The sequence below is a fragment of the uncultured Stenotrophomonas sp. genome (genome assembly GCF_963519125.1).
Classification (GTDB): domain Bacteria; phylum Pseudomonadota; class Gammaproteobacteria; order Xanthomonadales; family Xanthomonadaceae; genus Stenotrophomonas.
Window position 1 is genome coordinate 36,493 of record NZ_CAUQLJ010000014.1, and the last position, 18,816, is coordinate 55,308.

Here is an 18,816-nt window from a genome sequence, read left to right on the forward strand (position 1 = left end):
GGGCCACCAGCGATGATGTGCGGCTTTACACCTGCCCACCTCCTACGGAACGCCCCGATGACCCGCACTGCTGCCTGGCTGGCCTGCCTGCTGTTGATGTCCGCACCTGCCTGGGCCAGCGAGGCCACCGTGACCGGCAAGGTCTACCAGGAGCGCGATGGCAAGCCCGGCCGCGGTCCCACCGACCCCGCGCTGGCGGGGGTGCAGGTCTCCAACGGCGAGGTCATCGTGCGCACCGCCGCCGACGGCAGCTACAGCCTGCCGGTCCGCGACGGCCAGACCGTGTTCGTGATCAAGCCCGACGAGTTCCAGTTCCCGGTCGCGGCCAACGGCATGCCCAGCTACTGGCGACACTATGCGCCGCAGGGCTCGCCGCGACTGAAATACGACGGCATCGCCGCCACCGGCGGCAACGTACGCAACTGGGATTTCGCACTGGAACCCGCCAAGGACGCCGACGCTGCGCGTGCCGGTTTCGAGATGCTGGTGTTCACCGACTCGCAGACCGCCAGCCGCCAAGACGTGGGTTACTACCACCGCGCCATCGTCGAACCGATCATCGGAAAGCACCCGGCGCGGCTGGGCACCACCTTGGGCGACATTGTCAATGACGACCTCTCCCTGTATCCGGAGATCAACAAGGCCACCGCGCAGCTGCAGGTGCCGTGGTTCCACGTGCCGGGCAACCACGACCTGGACATGGATGCCGGCGACGACCGCCATTCGCTGGACAGCTGGCGCGCCGTGTACGGCCCGGATACCTACGCAGTGGAGGAGGGCGGCGCCAGTTTCGTGTTCCTCGACGACGTGGTGTACGACCCGACCGCAAAGCCGAAATACGTCGGCGGCCTGCGCCCGGACCAGTTCACCTTCCTGGCCAACTATCTGAAGGGCCTGCCGCGCGACCGCCTGCTGGTGCTCGGCATGCACATCCCGCTGTTCGACGCCGCACCGGGCCGCGAAACCTTCCGCCATGCCGACCGCGCGCGCCTGTTCGCGCTGCTCAGGGATTTCCCGCACGTGCTGGTGCTCAGCGGCCACAGCCATACCCAGCAGCGCTACTACCACGGCGAAGCCGAAGGCTGGAAAGGCAGCCGACCACTGCACGAGTACAACGTGGGTGCGGCCTGCGGCGCGTTCTGGTCGGGTGTGAAGGACAGTGCCGGCATTCCCGATGCCACCATGAGCGACGGCACCCCGAACGGGTATGCGGTGCTCTCGGTGCAGCCGGGCGGTGAGTACGGCCTGCGCTATTACGTCGCGCGCGCCCCGGACGACTACCAGATCGCACTGCACGCGCCGAACGTACTGCGCAAGGGCGCTTACCCGGCCTGGGGTGTGTTCGCCAATGTGTTCATGGGCCAGGCCGACACGGTGGTGGAGTTCCGTGTGGATGATGGCGCGTGGCAGCCGATGAAGCGGGTGGAGCAGCCGGACCCGCGCGTGCAGGTCGAGAATGTCGCCGATGACACCGCCGAGCGCCTGCGCGGTTTCGACCGGTCGCCGGAAGCCACCCCCTCGACGCACCTGTGGCGCGGCGCGCTGCCGACCGACCTGGCCATCGGCGAGCACAAGGTAGAAGTGCGCGCCGTACACGCCGACGGCCCCACCGCAACCGCCAGCACCAGTTACCGCCTCCAGACCGCCAAACCCTGATGCCTGCCCGCGCCCGGTAGTGCCAGGCCCTGCCTGGCAACCCCGCAATGCCCGCCAAGCCCGCAATACGCCCAGGTACGGCAAAGCGCGCTTTGCAAACCCGAACCGATCACCGAAAATCCGCCCATGCGATCGAATCAACCCAAGGCCAGCGAGTGAGCGTTGCAACACCGTTTCCCGACGCCCATCCGGCTCAACCGCCACGCCCCGGTTCCCACGGCGACACCCTGATCGTCGCCGACGTCGGCGGCACCTATGCGCGGCTGGCGGTAGCTGAAGTAGTGGCCGGCCAGGCCCCACGCATCCGCAACCTGCGCCGCTACGCCTGTGCGGAATTCGCCAGCCTGGCGAACATCATTGCCGCATTCCGCGCTTCACAGGACGGCGCCCCGGCGACCGCCGTGGTCGCCATTGCCGGTCTGCTCGAAGGCGACCACCTGGTCAACACCAACCTGCCGTGGCCGGTGTCCGTAGCGGCTACGCGCCGCGACGCCGGGCTCGCCTCGCTCGACCTGATCAACGATTTCGAAGCCGTTGCCTACGCGATTCCGCACGTCGCCGGCGACACGCTGGTGGCGTTGAACGGCGAATCGGATGCAGGCAGCCGTTGGCCGGCATTGGTGCTGGGCCCGGGCACCGGGCTGGGCGCGGCGCTGCGTTTCGAAGCAGGCGCAGGCGCGGTGCTGGCCAGCGAAGCAGGGCACGCCGCACTCGGCGCGGTGACTGCACTCGAACTACAGGTGCTGCAGCAGATGCTGCAACGCTGGGAGCACGTGGACAACGAACGCATCCTGTCCGGCAGCGGGTTGATGAACCTGTATCCCAGCCTGTGCGCGATCCGGGGCGTGTCACCGCAGTGGACCACGACTGAAACGCTCATCGCCGCCGCACTGGCGGGCGACGACGCGCTGGCGGTGGAGACGCTGGAGGTGTTCTGCAGCTGGCTGGGCAGTCTCGCCGGCGACCTGGCTGCGACCTTCGGGGCGCGTTCGGTGTACCTGGCCGGTGGCATTTCCGGCCACGTTGCACGTTTCATCGATGACGGCCACTTCCGCACGCGGTTCCTGGCCAAGGGCGTGATGCGCCGGGTGCTGGAACAGGTGCCGGTGTGGCGGGTCGAACATGGCGAGCTGGGCGTGGTCGGTGCGGCGGTATGGCACGCCGAACACCGCCGCGCGGCCGCATAGGATTCTTTTCCGGGGGAGCAGCACGTGACAGACCGTAGGCAGTTTCTCCAGGCCGGTGCACTGGCCGCCGGCGTGATGGCGTTTCCAAAGGTGCAGGCCAGCAGCAACGGTCGTGCCAGGGTAGTCTCGACCTGGGACTTCGGCGTGGGAGCCAACCAGGCCGCGTGGAAAGTGTTGTCTGCCGGCGGCAGTGCGCTGGATGCAGTGGAAACCGGCGCACGCTGGGCCGAAAGCGAGCTGTGCAATCCCACGGTCGGGCGCTGCGGCAATCCCGACCGCGACGGCGTGTTGAGCCTGGATGCCAGCATCATGGCCGGCGACGGCCGCTGTGGTTCCGTGGCGGCGCTGACCGACATCCTGCATGCGGTCTCGGTCGCGCGCAAAGTGATGGAGCAGACTCCGCACGTGATGCTGGTGGGCGAGGGCGCGCAGCAGTTCGCCATGCAGCAGGGCTTCCCGCGCGAAAAGCTGCTGACGCCCGCTGCCGAGAAGGCCTGGCGCGAATGGTTGAAGACCGCGCAGTACACCCCGGAAATCAATGCCGAGCGGCGCACGCGCCCGGGCGACAGCAGCAACCACGACACGCTGGGCATGCTGGCGATCGACGCGCAGGGTCAGTTGGCTGGCGCCTGCACCACCAGTGGCATGGCCTGGAAGCTGCACGGCCGGGTCGGCGACAGCCCGATCATTGGCGCCGGCCTGTATGTAGACAATGAAGTAGGCGCAGCCACGGCGTCGGGCGTGGGCGAGGAAATGATCCGCAACGCCGCCTCGTTCCTGGTGGTCGAACTGATGCGCCAGGGCCGCTCCCCGGCCGAGGCCTGCCGCGAGGCCATCGCGCGCGTGGTGCGCAAGCGCCCCGAGGCCAGCAAGACCCTGCAGGTGTGCTTCCTGGCGCTGGACCGAAACGGCGAAGTGGGCGCATACGCGCTGCATCGCGGCTTCGTCTACGCGGTCTGCGACAAGGACCGCCAGGACGACCTGCGCGATTCGGCATCGGTCTACACCACCGAGCAGACCTGATGGCTGCCCGCCACGTGCTTGAGATCGCCTCGAACTCGGTGGCCTCGGCACTGGCCGCGCAGGCGGGCGGTGCGGATCGGGTCGAGCTGTTCGACAACCTGGGCGAAGGCGGCACCACGCCTTCGTACGCAAGTATCGCCATCGCACGCGAGCGCCTGCGCATACCGCTGTTCGTGTTGATCCGGCCGCGACCAGGTGATTTCCATTACGACGCGCTGGAGTCGGAGCTGATGCTCCGCGATATTGCCAACTGCCGTCAGCTGGGCTGCGATGGTGTGGTGATCGGTGCGCTGGATGCGGATGGCGCGGTGGATATGCCGTTGTGCCGTGAGCTGGTAGCTGCGGCGGGCCCATTGGGCGTCACGTTTCACCGCGCCTTTGATGCGGCACGTAATCTGCCCGAAGCCTTGGAGCAGGTGGTAGAGCTGGGGTGTCAGCGCGTACTCAGCTCTGGTGGTCAGGCGAGCGCAGGGCAGGGCAGCGCGATGCTGGCCTGGCTGGTCGCGCAGGCGGGTGGGCGGTTGTCGGTGATGGCCGGTGCGGGCATTACGCCTGACAACATCGCCGGTATTGCGTCGGCTACCGGTTGCCGCGAGATGCATGCGTCTGCGAAGGCGGCGCGTGTTTCGGGCATGCGGTTCCGCAACGCCGATCTACGTGGACTGGATAACGACTGGGTGCAGACCGATGCCGGGACGGTGGCGGCATTGCGTTCTGCACTGGATGTCACCGGGCGTTGAGTCTGCGCTGACACGCGTGGCGTGTCCCTAAAAAAAAACGACAGCCATCTGTACCAGCCTGACTGCCGTGGAGGAACGTTGCCCCCGCCGGTAAGGCGAGGGCAGGTGATGCTTAGAACTTGTAGGTCGCGCCGAAGTACAGCTGGCGGCCGGAGTACAGACTGGAGATCAGGCGGGCATCGGTGTCGTTGCCGAGGTGGATGCGCTGCTCTTCCTTGGTGGCATTCAGTACCGAGGCAGTGAACGTCAGTGCGTCGGTGAAGTTGTAGGCCACGTTGAGGTCGAGCTGTGCGTACGGCTCGGAGTACTCGGTCATGCCGCCATTCAAGCCACCGACGACTTCGCCACGGCGGTTGTAGGACGCACGCGCCAGGAAGGTGTCGTTCTCGTAGAACACGGTGAAGTTGGCCTGGTTCTTGGCGCTGCCCACCAGCGGCGATGCGCCGATGTTCTCGCCGTCGAGCACGATCGAAGCCAGGTTGGTGTCGTTGTAGGTGTAGTTGGCCTGCACGCCCAGACCGAAGTCGAAGGTGTACTGACCATACAGCTCCACGCCCTGCGACACGCCGTCGCGGCCGTTGGCCTGGGTCTCGTAGTCCTGCACGGTGACCGACTCGCCGCCGATCACCATCTGCACGTCACGCACCACCGGCACCGTGAAGTTGTCCACGTTCTTGCGGAACAGGCCGATACCCGCGACCGCACCCGGCTGGAAGTACCACTCCAGGCCCACGTCGAACTGGGTCGCTTCGAACGGTTCCAGGTCCTTGTTGCTGCCGTGGCCCTGCCAGCCTTCCTGCGGCGCGCCACCGGCGACGCGACGGTCATTGACGTACTCGGCGCTGAAGTAGCTCAGCGCGCCCGGTGCGGCGATGCTGGTGTAGCTCGGACGTGCGATCACCTTGGACGCCGCGCCACGCAGCACCAGGTTCTCGGTGATGTCCCAGGCGATGTTGAAGCTCGGCAGGAAGTCGGTATAGGTCTTGTCGGAGCCGATCAGCTCGAACGACTTCTGGCGGGCCAGGCTGTCGGGCAGGCGCACGAAGCCGCTTTCGCAACCGTAGTTCGGGAACGCCGCCGCCGCCGGGTCGTTGCACGACATCGGCGCGCCCGACGCGTTGTCCAGGAAGTAGTCGTTGAAGCGTTCGATCGAGTCGCTGGACTGCGCGAACTGCTCGGTACGCACCATGCGCACGCCGACGTTGCCGCGCAGGCGGTCGGTACGGAAGTTGGCCTGGAAGTAGCCGGCGTAGACCTTCTCGTTGACGTTGTAGACGAAGTCTTCTTCGGTCCGGTTGTGCGAACCGCCGTAACGATCGTTGAGGTAGTTGATGTACGCCGGGTAGTCGATGCCCGGGAACACGTTGGCGTCGAAACCACCGCGGATGCCGGTGATCGGGTTGGACAGGAAGAAGCCCGGCTGGGCGATGCCCGCCGTGTTGTCGCAGCCTGCCTGGTAGCGGTTGTTGTCGTAGTCGGCGGGGTCGGTGCCCGGGCACACCCAGTAGGTATTGCCGGTATTGCGGTGGACCTTGCCATCGCTGTACTTGGCGCCGAACTGGAACGAGTCCAGCCAGCCGGCTTCGAACAGCTTGGTGAAGTCGGCCTGGAAGTGGTTCTGCTTGACCTCGGTCTGCATCCAGGACGAATCGGTCGAGCCGGTGTCCACTTCGGCGATGCCGTTCATCAGCTGCTGCTGCAGGTCAGGCGAGAACGTGGCCGACGGCGTGCCAGTCAGGTCCCACGCGGAGTAGCGGTTGCCGGTTTCCCACACGCCATCGACACGACGGCGCGGCTTGGCCGACATGCGGAAGTTCATCGTCGGCCCACCTTCGGACCAGGTGCGGCCGCCGCTGAAGGACGCCTTCCAGAGCGGGCTGATGTCCCAGTCGACGCTCAGGTCGGCGGTCTGAGACAGCGCCTTTTCGCGGCTGTAGCCACCGGTCAGCTGCGGGGTGGGGATGGTGCAGTCGTCCGGACCCCAGCCGCCCGGCGGCAGGCCGGCCGCAGCAGCTTCGTCTTCGCTGCAGTAGTAGGTCTTTCCGGCCAGCTTCTCGAACTGCGCGCCGGTCACGATGCTGCCGCTGGGGTCCATGGTCAGGCCGTTGAGCAGGCGACCGCCGGCCCAGTTGCCGTCCTGGTTGTAGCGCGCCATGTTCCATTCCGGAATCTTGAGCATGTTCTGGGTGTAGTCACCCTGCAGCTCGAAGCGGAAGTAATTGGCGGTCAGGGTGACGTTGTCGGTCGGCTTGAACTGGAAGGTGAATTGGCCACCCTTGCGCTCGCGCTCCTCTTCCTTCACGGCGAAGTTCACCGAGGTGGGCATGAAGAAGTCGGTGTAGTTGTTGCCGTTCTGGTCGTTGAAACCCGAGTTGCCCCACCAGTAGTTGACGCCGCCCTGGGTCAGCGGGTTGCCGTTGACATCGCGCGCGTCGGTGTCGGTGCCGTACCACTGGTAGTTCTCGGTGGTGGCTTCCATGGTGCGGCTGGTGCGCTTCTGCTGGGTCACGCCGACCAGCACGCCGAAGCGCTCGTCGTCGCTGTGCCAGGAGTACAGCGCGGACGCCTGCGGGTCGACGTCAGGGCTGGTGTCCGAGGAAGTGCCTTCCAGGGTCACGTAGCCGGAATTGGATTCCATCTCGAGCGGGCGACGGGTATGCAGGATCACCGTGCCGCCGATGCCGCCTTCGTCGATGCGCGCTTCGGGCGACTTGAACAGCTCGGCGCTGGACAGCATGTTCGACGGCAGCAGGGTGTAGTTGAACGAACGGCTGGCCTCGTCGTTGGTTTCCGAGGTCGCGATGTAATTGCCGTTCAACTGGGTCAGGGTCAGGTCAGGATCCAGGCCGCGCACGCTGACGCTCTTGCCTTCGCCGCCGTCGCGGGTAATGACCACGCCCGGCACGCGCTGCAGCGAGTCGGCCACGTTCTTGTCGGGGAACTTGCCCACGTCTTCGGCGGTGATCACTTCGACCACGGCATTGGCGTCGCGCTTCTGCTGCAGGCTTTTTTCGATGGCGTAGCGATAGCCGGTGACCTGGACGCTGTCGAGCGTGGTCGCGGAGGGCGTCTGGGACGGGGTCGCGGCCTGCTGGGCGAACACGGTCGCCGGCACGAAGGCCGCGGCGGCCAGGGCAAAGGTGATCGCGGCGGACAAGGCGTCACGGCCGTGCATGCGGGACATCTGCTTCATTCCACTCTCTCCGTTGGATTGAATCGGTACTGAGATTTCGTTGAATCGATCTAAAACTGGCAGCGGACCTGGCGAGCCCCCCAGCTCGCCGTGCCACGCATATGACGGTTCGGAGTTGGATCGATCTAAACCGCTGGCAGCGGATTTTTAACACGGCCGCGCCAGGGAAGCATGCTGCTCCGCAATATGGACGACGGGGTCTGGAATGTGCCTAGGGCGCAGGCGCCACAAGGGACAAGGGGCGGGAGGGAGTTTGAACGCTTCAGTTGCGCAGCGGTCGGGACGCGGTGGCGACGATGGGTTCGCGGGTGCGCTCATGTTGCGCCGCAGAATGCATCCCCGGATTGCCCCGTGTTCTACTTAAATCGATCTAAATTCACGCCGTCGTGACTTTGGAGCGATCCAAACCCACAGGAACCTCTGCATGCGCCGATTGCCGTCCCGCCTCGCCCTGACGACCTGCCTGGCCGTTTTGGCCTTCACCCCCGTGCTGCAGGCCGCCCCGGCCGCGCTGGAGCGTGAGGTCAACACCTTCATCGGCAGCAAGGATGACGGCAACACCTTCCCGGGCGCCTCGGCCCCGTTCGGCCTGATCCAGGTCAGCCCGATCGGCGAGCACTACGCCGGCTGGCGCTATGACGACCCCAAGATCCGCGGCTTCGGCCATTCCTTCCTGTCCGGTGCAGGCTGCTGGGAGCAGGGCGGGCAGGTCTCGGTGCTGCCAGTGACCGGCAGCATCGGTCCGGGTGGCGATTTCGACACCGACAGCGCCAAGAGCTTCGACCACAAGACCTACGCGTCCAGCTATACCCACGAAGGCGAGGTCGGCCAGGCCGGCTACTACAAGGTGCGGCTGACCAGCTACGGCGGCATCGATGCCGAGGCCACCGCGCGCACCCGCGCTGCCGCCGAGCGTTACACCTTCCCGGTCGACGCCGCTACCGGCCACGTGCTGGTCAACGTCGGCCAGGCCAACGAACGCCATTCGGTGATCGGCAGCGTGATCGATGTGGTCGGCGACCGCGTGGTCGAGGGCAAGCTGGTCACCAAGAGCTTCTGCGGCGGCCACCAGTACACCACCTGGTTCCGCATCGAGTTCGATCGCCCGTTCAAGGCGTACGGCACCTGGGGCGAGGGCGGTGGCCTGCCCGGCGCGCGCCACGGCATGGAAGGCGAGCTCAAGCCCAGCGGGGCGTGGCTGAGCTTCGATACGTCCAAGGGCCGCGCGGTGACGGCAGTCAGCGCCATTTCCCACGTCGACGCCGAAGGCGCGCGCGCCAACCTGCGCAGCGACGGCATGCAGGATGGCCGCCTGCTCGGCTTCGAGCGCATGCGCAGCCTGTCCCAGCAGCAGTGGCGCAAGGAACTGTCCACGGTACGCGTGGACAGCAAGCACGCCGATGACCGTACCGTGCTGTACACCGCGCTGTACCACGCGCTGCTGCAGCCGCTGACCGGCAGCGATGCCGACGGCCGCTACCGGGGCTATGACGACAACATCCACCGTGCCGACGGCTGGACCTACTACGAGTACTTCTCGCTGTGGGACACCTACCGCGCGCAGAACCAGTGGCTGGCGCTGACCCGTCCGCAGGTTACCCGCGACATCGGCCGCAGCCTGCTGGCGATCAACGAGCAGGGGGGATGGCTGCCGCGCTGGGGCTACGCGAACTTCGAAACCAACATCATGACCGGCGACCCGGTCACGCCCTTCATGGTCGACCTGTGGCGCTTCGGTGCGCTGGCCGGTCGCGAAAGCGAGGCCTACACCGCGCTGCGCCGCAATGCGTTCGAACTGCCGCCGATGAACTCGCGCCATGCCGGCCGCTCGGGCAACCCGGGCTATGTCGAGAACGGCTACGTCGCCTACGACCGTGCGTTCCCGTCCAAGGGCATGGACGTCGACCCGCACCACGGCGGCTCGGCCACGCTGGAGTACGCACTGGCTGACTGCGCGCTGGCGCAGATGGCCGACGGCCTGGGCCATGCCGACGATGCGGGCGTCCTGCGCCAGCGCGGCCGCAACTGGCAGAAGGTGTGGGACCCGAGCGTGCGCGACGAGGAAACCGGCATGAGCGGCTTCCCGCGTCCGCGCATGGATGATGGCAAGTGGTACCTGCCGGCCGACGGCCACTACAGCCCGCGTTCGCACCATGGCTTCCATGAAGGCACCGCGTGGCAGTACCAGTGGCTGGCCCAGCAGGACATCCCCGGCCTGGTCCAGGCCATGCACGGCCGCGAACAGGCCGGCAAGCGCCTGGATGCCTTCTTCGCCTACGACGCGTTGCTGCAGTCGCCGCTGCAGGCCGCGCGCAAGGAATGGGTGGTCGGTCCTTACAGCTATTACAACCAGTATCGCTACAACCCGAACAACGAACCCGACCTGCACGCGCCGTGGATGTACACCCTGATCGGCCAGCCGTGGAAGACCGCTACGGTGGTGCGCGCCGCGCAGCAGCTGTTCACCAACGCGCCCAACGGCGTCACCGGCAACGATGACCTGGGCACGATGTCGGCGTGGTACCTGTTCAGTGCGCTGGGCCTGTACCCGGCGGTGCCGGGCAGTGGCCAGTTCCTGCTGCATGCGCCGCGCTTCGCCAAGGTCGAAGTGGACCTGGGCCAGGGCCGCACGCTGCGCCTGCAGGCGCCGGGCGCCGACGGCCGCAAGCTCCAGTATGTGCAGGGCGTGCAGGTTGACGGCCAGGCGCACTCGCCGGTCTGGATGGACTGGAACCGGCTGCAGCAGGGCGGCACCATTTCCTACGCACTCGGCGAAACCGCCCCGGAAGCCGGTTGGGGTACCCAGGTGGCCGACCTGCCGGTCTCGTACTGCGCCACGCCGGGGGCCGTGCTCGAATGAGCCGCCGCCCCGGTCCGCTGGCCGATGCGATCGTTTAGGCTTGCAGCACCCTGACCCGACCGACGCCACGATGAAAAAGGACACTTCCGCTGCCAAGGGAACCCGCGCCAGCACGCCCCGTGCCGGCGCCGCACGCGCGGTCACCGTGACCGACATTGCCGATGCCATCGGCGTGTCGCGCGCCACGGTGTCGCTGGTGCTGCGGGGCAGCCCACTGGTCAATGTCGACACCCGCGCGCGGGTGGAGGCCGAACTGCGCCGGCAGCGCTATGTGTACAACCGGGGCGCGGCCAACCTGCGCCGCCGCACCTCGACCAGCGTGGCGCTGGTGATCAACGATCTTTCCAACCCGTTCTTCGCCGAATTCGCCTCCGGCGTCGACGAGGCGCTGGGGGCCAAGGGGTACGTGACCCTGCTTGGCAGCACCGGCGAGTCGCCCGAGCGGCAGCAGGCGGTGCTGACCACCTTGATGGAACACACCCCGGCCGGGCTGATCCTGTCGCCGGCCGAAGGCAGCGACGCTACCGAGGTACGCCAGGCGCTGGGCTTCAATGCGAACGTGCTGCTGTTCAACCGCGAACTCAACGGCGGCGACTGGGATTTCCTCACGCTGGACAACCAGCAGGGCGCCTACCTGGCAACCCGCCACCTGATCGAGCGCGGCCACCAGCGCATTGCGTTCTTCGGCGGTCACGCCGAATCCAGTTCCTGCCACCAGCGCCGCACCGGCTATGCGCAGGCGCTGGCCGAAGCAGGGCTGGAGGTGCAGCCGGACTGGCTGATCGAATCGGCGCCCAACCGTCTTGAAGCCGCCGCGCGGACGGGCGAGCTGTTTGCCGGCGACGTGCCCACTGCTGCGGTCTGCTACAACGACACCGTGGCACTGGGCCTGATGCTGGGCCTGGCCTCGCGCGGCGTGCAGCCGGGCCGCGATTTCGCGGTGACGGGATTCGATGACATTTCCGAGGCCGCGGTGGCGATGCCGCCGCTGACCACGCTGACCGTAAACCCCCGAGAGCGCGGCCGCCAGGCAGCCGAACTCTTGCTGCAACGCCTGGATGATCCCACCGCTGCTCCGCGCCGTACCGTGGCACCGGTGCAGCTCCGTATCCGTGACAGCAGCGGCCCCGTGGCCGCCTGATCCCGACTCCCCTTCACCCGCCCGCGCAATGAGGCGCGTACCGCATGCCCATTTCTCCGACGCCACGCCTGCCCACGTCGTCTTCCACCGCACCCGTGGTCAACACGCGCATGGCGTTGGCGGTCGCCACCACGATCTTCTTCATGTGGGGCTTCCTGACCTGTCTCAACGACATCCTGATTCCGCATCTGAAGGCGGTGTTCGAACTGAACTACGCCAAGGCGATGCTGGTGCAGTTCACCTTCTTCGGTGCGTACTTCCTGATGTCGCTGCCGGCGGGTCGGCTGGTCGCGCACCTGGGTTACAAGAAGGGCATCGTGGCTGGCCTTGCCATCGCTGCGGTCGGTGCGCTGGGCTTCTGGCCGGCCGCCGAACTGCGCGTGTATGAAGCGTTCCTCGGCGCGCTGTTCGTGCTGGCGACCGGCATCACCGTGCTGCAGGTGGCGGCGAATCCGTATGTCGCGCTGCTGGGGCCGGAACAGACTGCTTCGAGCCGGCTGACCCTGGCGCAGGCACTGAACTCGCTGGGCACCGCGATCGCGCCGATCTTCGGTGGCCTGCTGATCCTGGGCAACACGGTCAAGAGCGCCGACGAGCTGGCCGCGCTGGGCGCCGCCGAACAGCTGGCCTACCGCACCCAGGAAGCGCAGGCGGTGCAGGGCCCGTACGTGGGCCTGGCGATCGCGCTGGCCCTGCTGGCGGTGTTCGTCTACCTGTTCCGCCTGCCGGCCTTGAACGAGACCACCGAGCAGGCCGACACCGGCAGCCACACCCTGATGGACGCGCTGCGCCACCGCCATGTCCTGTTCGGCGTGCTGGGCATCTTCTTCTACGTGGGCGCGGAAGTGTCGATCGGCAGCTTCCTGGTCAACTACCTGTCGATGCCCAACATTGGCGGGCTGACCGAACAGCAGGCGACCGGTTACGTGTCGGCCTACTGGACCATGGCGATGGTCGGCCGCTTTGCCGGCTCAGCGATCATGACCCGCTTCTCGCCGCGCCGCCTGTTGACGCTGTTTGCCGCCGCCAATGCGGTACTGCTTGCGGTAACGCTGGCCAGCGAAGGCCACGTGGCGATGTACTCGGTGGTGGCGATCGGCCTGTTCAACTCGATCATGTTCCCGACCATCTTCGCGCTCAGCATCGAGCGCCTGGGTCCGCTGACCAACAAGGCCTCCAGCCTGCTGATCATGGCCATCGTCGGTGGCGCGATCATTCCGTTCCTGCAGGGCCTGCTGGCCGACCGTATCGGCCTGCACCTGTCTTTCATCCTGCCGTTGCTGTGCTACGGCTACATCCTCTTCTATGGCATGTGGGGCTCGCGCCCGCGTGCCGGTTTCAGCCAGGGGGGCTGAGCGCGTCATGACCAAGATTGTTTGTTTCGGCGAAATTTTGATCGATCTACTTGCACAGCCGCCGGCCACCCCGGACACCCCGCGTGCGTTCCTGCAGTACGCCGGCGGTGCGCCGGCCAACGTTGCGGTGGCCGCAGCGCGCCTCGGCGCCGATACCCATTTCGCCGGCATGCTCGGCCAGGACATGTTCGGTGACTTCCTCGCCGAAAGCCTGGCCAGCGCCGGAGTCGCTACCGATTGCATCGTGCGTACCGACGCGGCCAAGACCGCGCTGGCGTTCGTGGCGCTGGACGCGCACGGCGAACGAAGCTTCAGCTTCTATCGTCCGCCGGCGGCGGACCTGCTGTTCCGCGCCGAGCACTTCAGCCCGGCCTGCTTCGCAGGCACCCGCAGCTTCCATGTGTGCTCCAACAGCCTGACCGAGGCCGCGATCGCACAGGCCACGCTGGACGGCATGCAGCGCGCGCGCGCCGCCGGTGCGATGGTGAGCCTGGACCTCAACCTGCGCCCGGCGCTGTGGCCGGCCGACGTGGACCCGACCGCCACGCTGTGGCAGGCGCTGGTGCTGGCCGATCTGGTCAAGCTTTCGCGCGAGGAACTTGAATACCTCGCCGCGCCGCTGGGCGCCGACGGCAATGGCGTGGTCATCCAGCGCCTGCTCGCCGCCCATGCACAGGCCGTGGTGGTCACCGACGGTGCTGCCCCGATGCGTTGGTACACCCGCCACGGCAACGGCGTGGTCACCGGGTTCCAGGTGCCTACCGTAGACACGACGGCCGCAGGCGATGCGTTCGTCGGCGGCCTGCTGTTCGCGCTTGGCGAGCGCGGTGCCGACGGCGAAGCGTTCATCGACTTCTGCCGCGATCCGGCCGCTCTGAAGGATGCCATTCGTTTTGGTGCTGCGGTAGGCGCGCTGGCGGTGACCCGCAAGGGCGCTTTCGCCGCGATGCCGAGCCTGGCCGACGTCCAGCAACTGCTGCAGCAACAACAGGAAATTCCCGCATGACCACCGCCGTTCCCGCCCAGCCCGATTTTCGTTCGCCTGCGTTCCTGCGCGCGCACATCGCGCACACCATGGCGTTCTACCATCCGCACGAGCTCGACCCGAACGGGGGCTTTTTCCACTACTACCGTGACGACGGGACTGTCTACGACGCCCACCACCGCCACCTGGTGAGCAGTACCCGTTTCGTGTTCAACCACGCGATGGCCTATCGCGAGTTCGGCAACCCCGAGGACCTCAAGGCCACCGAGCACGGCGTGCGCTACCTGCGCGAGGTGCACCGCAACCCAGTTACCGGCGGCTATGCGTGGACCCTGCGCGATGGCGTGGTCGAAGATGCCACCAACCACTGCTACGGCGTGGCGTTCGTGCTGCTGGCCTACAGCTGCGCGCTCAAGGCCGGCATCGGCGAAGCACGTGCGTGGATGGATGAAACCTGGGAGCTGCTGGAAGCGCGCTTCTGGGAACCCGAATTCGGCCTGTACAAGGACGAAGCCGACGCCGACTGGAACTTCAGCGATTACCGTGGCCAGAACGCCAACATGCACATGTGCGAAGCGATGCTGGCCGCGTTCGAGGCCAGCGGCGAGGCGCGCTACCGCGACCGTGCGTTGCTGCTGGCCGACCACATGACCCGCCGCCAGGCAGCGCAGGGCGATGGCCTGGTCTGGGAACATTACGACCGCAACTGGCAGATCGACTGGAACTACAACCTCGACAATCCCAAGCACCTGTTCCGTCCGTGGGGCTTCCAGCCGGGCCACCAGACCGAGTGGGCCAAGCTGCTGTTGATCCTGGACCGCCACGTGCAGGCGGACTGGCTGGTGCCGACCGCGCGCCACCTGTTCGATACCGCGATGGCGCGCAGCTGGGACGACACCCATGGCGGCCTGGTCTACGGCTTCGCGCCGGACGGCAGCGTGTGCGACGACGACAAGTACTTCTGGGTGCAGGCCGAGTCGCTGGCGACGGCCGCGCTGCTGGCCGCGCGCACCGGCGAGGCGGTGTACTGGGAATGGTACGACCGCCTGTGGGCGTATTCGTGGGCGCACATGATCGACCATCAGTACGGTGCCTGGTACCGCATCCTGGATGTGCAGAACCGCAAGTACAGCGACGAGAAGAGCCCGGCGGGCAAGACCGACTACCACACCATGGGCGCGTGTTACGAAGTGCTCAACGTGGTGCGCTGAGTTCGATTCCAGGGGCAATGAAGGGGTAGGTGAATGAAGCAGTGGGCGTGGGTATCGGGTCTTGTTCTGCTGCTTGCGCTTCATGCGCTCCCCACCGCCGCCGCGCCGTTGCAGGCGCAGTGGTCGTTCCGGCTGCTGCCCGGCAATGCGCAGGTGCAGGCACACCCGGAAGCGGCCGGATGGCGCACCGCGTCCGTGCCCGGTTCGGTGCACACCGACCTGCTGGCAGCGAACCTGATTCCTGACCCGTACGCCGGCGCGCCTGAAGCCGCCCTGCAATGGATCGGTCTGGCAGATTGGGAGTACCAGGCGCGTTTCGATGTGGACGCCGCCACCCTGGCGCGTGCGCACGCGGAACTGGTCTTCGAAGGGTTGGACACGTTTGCCGAAGTCACCCTCAACGGTCGGCCGCTGTTGCGCGCCGACAACAGCCACCGTACGTGGCGGGCTTCCGTTGCGGGCCAGCTGCGCGCCCGCGGCAACGAGCTGCAGGTGGTGTTCCGTTCGCCGATCGCCACGCTGCTGCCGGGCGTGCAGGCAATGCCGCACAAGATCGCGGGCAACTACCCGTCGCCGTACGGCGATGAACCGCGTGATGCGATGGTCGGCAATTTCGTGCGCAAGCCCGGTTACCACTTCGGCTGGGACTGGGGTCCGCGCTATGTCACCGCCGGCATCTGGCGGCCGGTGCGGCTTGAAAGCTGGAACGCGCAGCGGATCACCGATGTGGCGGTGCAGACCACGTCACTGGACGCACGGCGCGCTGCGCTGCAGGTCCAGGTCGAGGTGGAAACCGCCGGAACACGCCAGGCAACGGTGCAGGTGGAGATGGTGGATCCGGAGGGGCGCATCGCGACCACGGTGACACAGCCGACCTCGCTGCGTGCCGGCGTCCAGGTAGTGTCGGTGCCGGTCACGCTGTCCAAGCCGCGCCGTTGGTGGCCGGTCGGGCAAGGCGAGCAGGCGCGTTACACCGTGAACGTGCGCGTGGATGGCGGTACGCCCGACGCGGTGGAGCGCAGCATCCGCACCGGCCTGCGCACGGTCGAGCTGCGTCGCGAGAACGACGCCAAGGGCGGGCAAGGCTTCACCTTCGTCATCAACGGCGTGCCGATCTTCGCCAAGGGCGCCAACGTCATTCCGTTCGACATGTTCCCGGCCCGGGTCGATCCGGCACGGATCCGGCGCGAGCTGACCGCGGCACGCGACGCCAACATGAACATGCTGCGCAACTGGGGCGGCGGTTACTACGAAGACGATGCGTTCTTCGACATCGCCGACGAACTGGGGTTGCTGGTCTGGCAGGACTTCATGTTCGGCGGCGGCATGCAGCCGGGCTACGATCCGGCGTTCCGTGCCAACGTGGTGGCCGAGGCGCGCGACAACGTGCGCCGCCTGCGTCGCCATCCCAGCGTGGTGCTGTGGTGTGGCAACAATGAAGAAGAAACCGCGTGGAAGGATTGGGGCCACGGCAAAGACCTGAAAGCGGCCGATCCGGTGTTTGCAGCAAAGGTCTGGCAGGGCTATGTGGATCTGTTCGGCAATGATCTGCGCCAGGTGGTGGGTGAGGACGGGCTGGGCGTGCCGTACTGGTCCAGCTCGCCGAGCAACGACCTGGACACCGTGGCCAATGACTCGACCCGGGGCGACAAGCACTACTGGCAGGTATGGGGTAATCCAGCGCTGCCGGTGCAGGCCTACCTGCGCGAGACGCCGCGCTTCATGTCCGAATACGGCCTGCAGGCGTGGCCGGTGCTGCGGACGCTGGATGGCATCATCCCGGAGAGCGAGCGACAGGTGGACAGCACCACCGTGCGTGCGCACCAGAAGTTCATGGCGGGCGAGGGCAATCAGCGCCTGCTGCAGTACATCGAACGAGAATTCGGCACGCCGCGCGACTTCGCCGATTTCGTTTATCTGAGCCAGGTCATGCAGGCCGAAGGCATCGAGCTGGCCGCCCTGCATCACCGCGCCTCACGTCCCTACACGATGGGCTCGCTGTACTGGCAGCTCAACGATGTGTGGCCGGGGGCGTCGTGGTCGAGCATCGACCACGCGGGACGCTGGAAGGCGCTGCATTTCCATGCAAAGCGGTTCTTTGCCGACCATGCGGTGGCGGCACTGCGCGATGAGAATGTGACCCGGGTGAACCTGCTCAACGACCTGCAGACGCCGTTGAAGGCGCAGTGGCGGGTGCGGGTCATGGACGTGGACGGTCGGGAGATTTCGAAGCAGCAGCACGCGGTGATGGTGCCCGCGCTGTCGGCGCTGGAGGTAGGGCGCTTCGCCGATGCGCAGCTGTTGGGCAAGGCCGATCCAACGCGGACGGTAGCGGTGGTGGAGCTGCTCGAGGGAACGAAGGTGTTGTCGCGCCAGGTGGTCTATTTCGCCGCGGCCAAGGATATGCAGTTGCCGAACGCGAAGATCGAGGCGCGTTGGCTGCAGGACGGTGCTGGCACTGTGCTCGAGCTGCGTTCGGCGCAGCTGGCGCGCGGCGTCTGGGTGGCGTTTGACGGGTTCGATGCGACGCTGGATGACAACGCGTTCGACCTGGTGCCGGGTGAGACGGTACGCGTGCGGGTCAACGCGGATGCAGATGCGGAGGCGTTGCAGAACGCGTTGCAGGTTCGATCCGTGGCGGACGCGATCGGGAGCTAGTCGACCGCGCCGGGCACCGCGAGGACACGCATGGCGTGTCTCTACGCGGCATCTCATCGAGCGTTGATGCGTAGCGACACGCCATGCGTGTCCCGCGCGATGTCAGGTCACACCGTGATCTGCTGGAAATTCTCGACCCGGTCATGCCCATGCGTCGCATCTCCGGTGCGCGGCATCGGGTAATCGTCCAGGCGGTCCAGAAGGCGCGTCTGCAACCCGGCCTCACGCGCAGCATCCAGCTCTTCAACCACATCGGACAGGAACACGATCTGCCCGGCAGGCACGCCAATCGCCTTGACGATGTTGCGGTAGCTCTCGGCTTCGCGCTTGCCGCCGATCTCGGTATCGAACCAGCCGGACACGAGGCCGGTGAGGTCGCCGGGTTCGCTGAAACCGAAGAACAGCTTCTGCGAGGGCACCGAGCCGGAGGAATACACGTAGAGCGGCTTGCCTTCGGCGTGCCAGCCGTTCAGCACGGCAGCCACTTCCGGATAGAAATGCGCCTTGTAGTCGCCGTTGCGGTAACCGGCTTCCCAGATCATGCCCTGCAGCGCCTTCAGCGCGGTGTGCTTGCGGTCCTGGTCGATCCAGCCCTGCAGGGTCTCCACGATCAGGGCGTCCTGGCAGGCACCGCCGATCTCCACGGCCACCGCATCCAGCCAGCGACGCACTTCCGGCTGCTGGCCGTGCGCGGTGACGAAGGCCGGCAGGGCCTTGCGCGCATACGGGAACAGCACGTTCTTGACGAACGAGATGCTGCTGGTGGTGCCTTCGATGTCGGTGAGGATGACGGTGGGGTGGGGCATG

At 66.7% G+C, this 18,816-nt stretch carries 12 protein-coding genes; 10 read left to right on the forward strand and 2 right to left on the reverse strand.

Translation table 11 applies throughout. The annotated features are described in order from the left end of the window. The first annotated feature begins 57 nt into the window (after positions 1-57). From RYM47_RS13260 to RYM47_RS13275, 4 genes are all read left to right on the forward strand, one after another. Entirely contained in the window at positions 58-1,656 is a 1,599-nt protein-coding gene (locus RYM47_RS13260) for a calcineurin-like phosphoesterase family protein (protein ID WP_315388540.1), read from the forward strand. Between the two features lie 227 nt (positions 1,657-1,883). Beyond that, a complete protein-coding gene (locus RYM47_RS13265; RefSeq protein ID WP_315388602.1) occupies positions 1,884-2,843 on the forward strand; it encodes a glucokinase in 960 nt (319 codons plus the stop codon). Positions 2,844-2,867: 24 nt separating this feature from the next. Then, entirely contained in the window at positions 2,868-3,866 is a 999-nt protein-coding gene (locus RYM47_RS13270) for a N(4)-(beta-N-acetylglucosaminyl)-L-asparaginase (RefSeq protein ID WP_315388541.1), read from the forward strand. Next, positions 3,866-4,606, forward strand: coding sequence for a copper homeostasis protein CutC (locus RYM47_RS13275; protein ID WP_315388542.1), 741 nt, complete (start codon positions 3,866-3,868; stop codon positions 4,604-4,606). The genes RYM47_RS13270 and RYM47_RS13275 overlap by 1 nt, the downstream gene beginning before the upstream one ends. A 112-nt stretch (positions 4,607-4,718) precedes the next feature. On the opposite strand, the gene RYM47_RS13280 is transcribed toward RYM47_RS13275, so the two are convergent. Further along, positions 4,719-7,799, reverse strand: a complete 3,081-nt coding sequence (locus RYM47_RS13280; RefSeq protein WP_315388543.1) for a TonB-dependent receptor — start codon at positions 7,797-7,799, stop codon at positions 4,719-4,721. Positions 7,800-8,223: 424 nt separating this feature from the next. Between RYM47_RS13280 and RYM47_RS13285 the strand changes: the two genes are divergently transcribed. From RYM47_RS13285 to RYM47_RS13310, 6 genes are all read left to right on the forward strand, one after another. After that, positions 8,224-10,659, forward strand: a complete 2,436-nt coding sequence (locus tag RYM47_RS13285; RefSeq protein ID WP_315388544.1) for a GH92 family glycosyl hydrolase — start codon at positions 8,224-8,226, stop codon at positions 10,657-10,659. A gap of 70 nt (positions 10,660-10,729) precedes the next feature. Beyond that, positions 10,730-11,800: a LacI family DNA-binding transcriptional regulator gene (locus RYM47_RS13290; RefSeq protein WP_315388545.1), complete on the forward strand. Its 1,071-nt coding sequence runs from the start codon at positions 10,730-10,732 to the stop codon at positions 11,798-11,800. 110 nt (positions 11,801-11,910) lie between these two features. Then, positions 11,911-13,155 (forward strand): L-fucose:H+ symporter permease, encoded by a 1,245-nt coding sequence (gene fucP / locus RYM47_RS13295; protein WP_315388603.1) that lies wholly within the window; start codon positions 11,911-11,913, stop codon positions 13,153-13,155. Positions 13,156-13,162: 7 nt separating this feature from the next. Then, the gene (locus RYM47_RS13300; protein WP_315388546.1) at positions 13,163-14,161 is read left to right on the forward strand and encodes a carbohydrate kinase; all 999 of its coding nucleotides are present in this window, start codon (positions 13,163-13,165) and stop codon (positions 14,159-14,161) included. Then, a complete protein-coding gene (locus tag RYM47_RS13305; protein ID WP_315388547.1) occupies positions 14,158-15,351 on the forward strand; it encodes an AGE family epimerase/isomerase in 1,194 nt (397 codons plus the stop codon). Before RYM47_RS13300 ends, RYM47_RS13305 begins: the two co-directional genes overlap by 4 nt. A gap of 33 nt (positions 15,352-15,384) precedes the next feature. Next, positions 15,385-18,009, forward strand: coding sequence for a glycoside hydrolase family 2 protein (locus RYM47_RS13310; RefSeq protein ID WP_315388548.1), 2,625 nt, complete (start codon positions 15,385-15,387; stop codon positions 18,007-18,009). Between the two features lie 107 nt (positions 18,010-18,116). Here the strand turns inward: RYM47_RS13310 and mtnC are convergent, their stop codons facing one another. Then, positions 18,117-18,815, reverse strand: coding sequence for an acireductone synthase (gene mtnC, locus RYM47_RS13315; RefSeq protein ID WP_315388549.1), 699 nt, complete (start codon positions 18,813-18,815; stop codon positions 18,117-18,119). Between the last annotated feature and the right edge of the window lies 1 nt (position 18,816).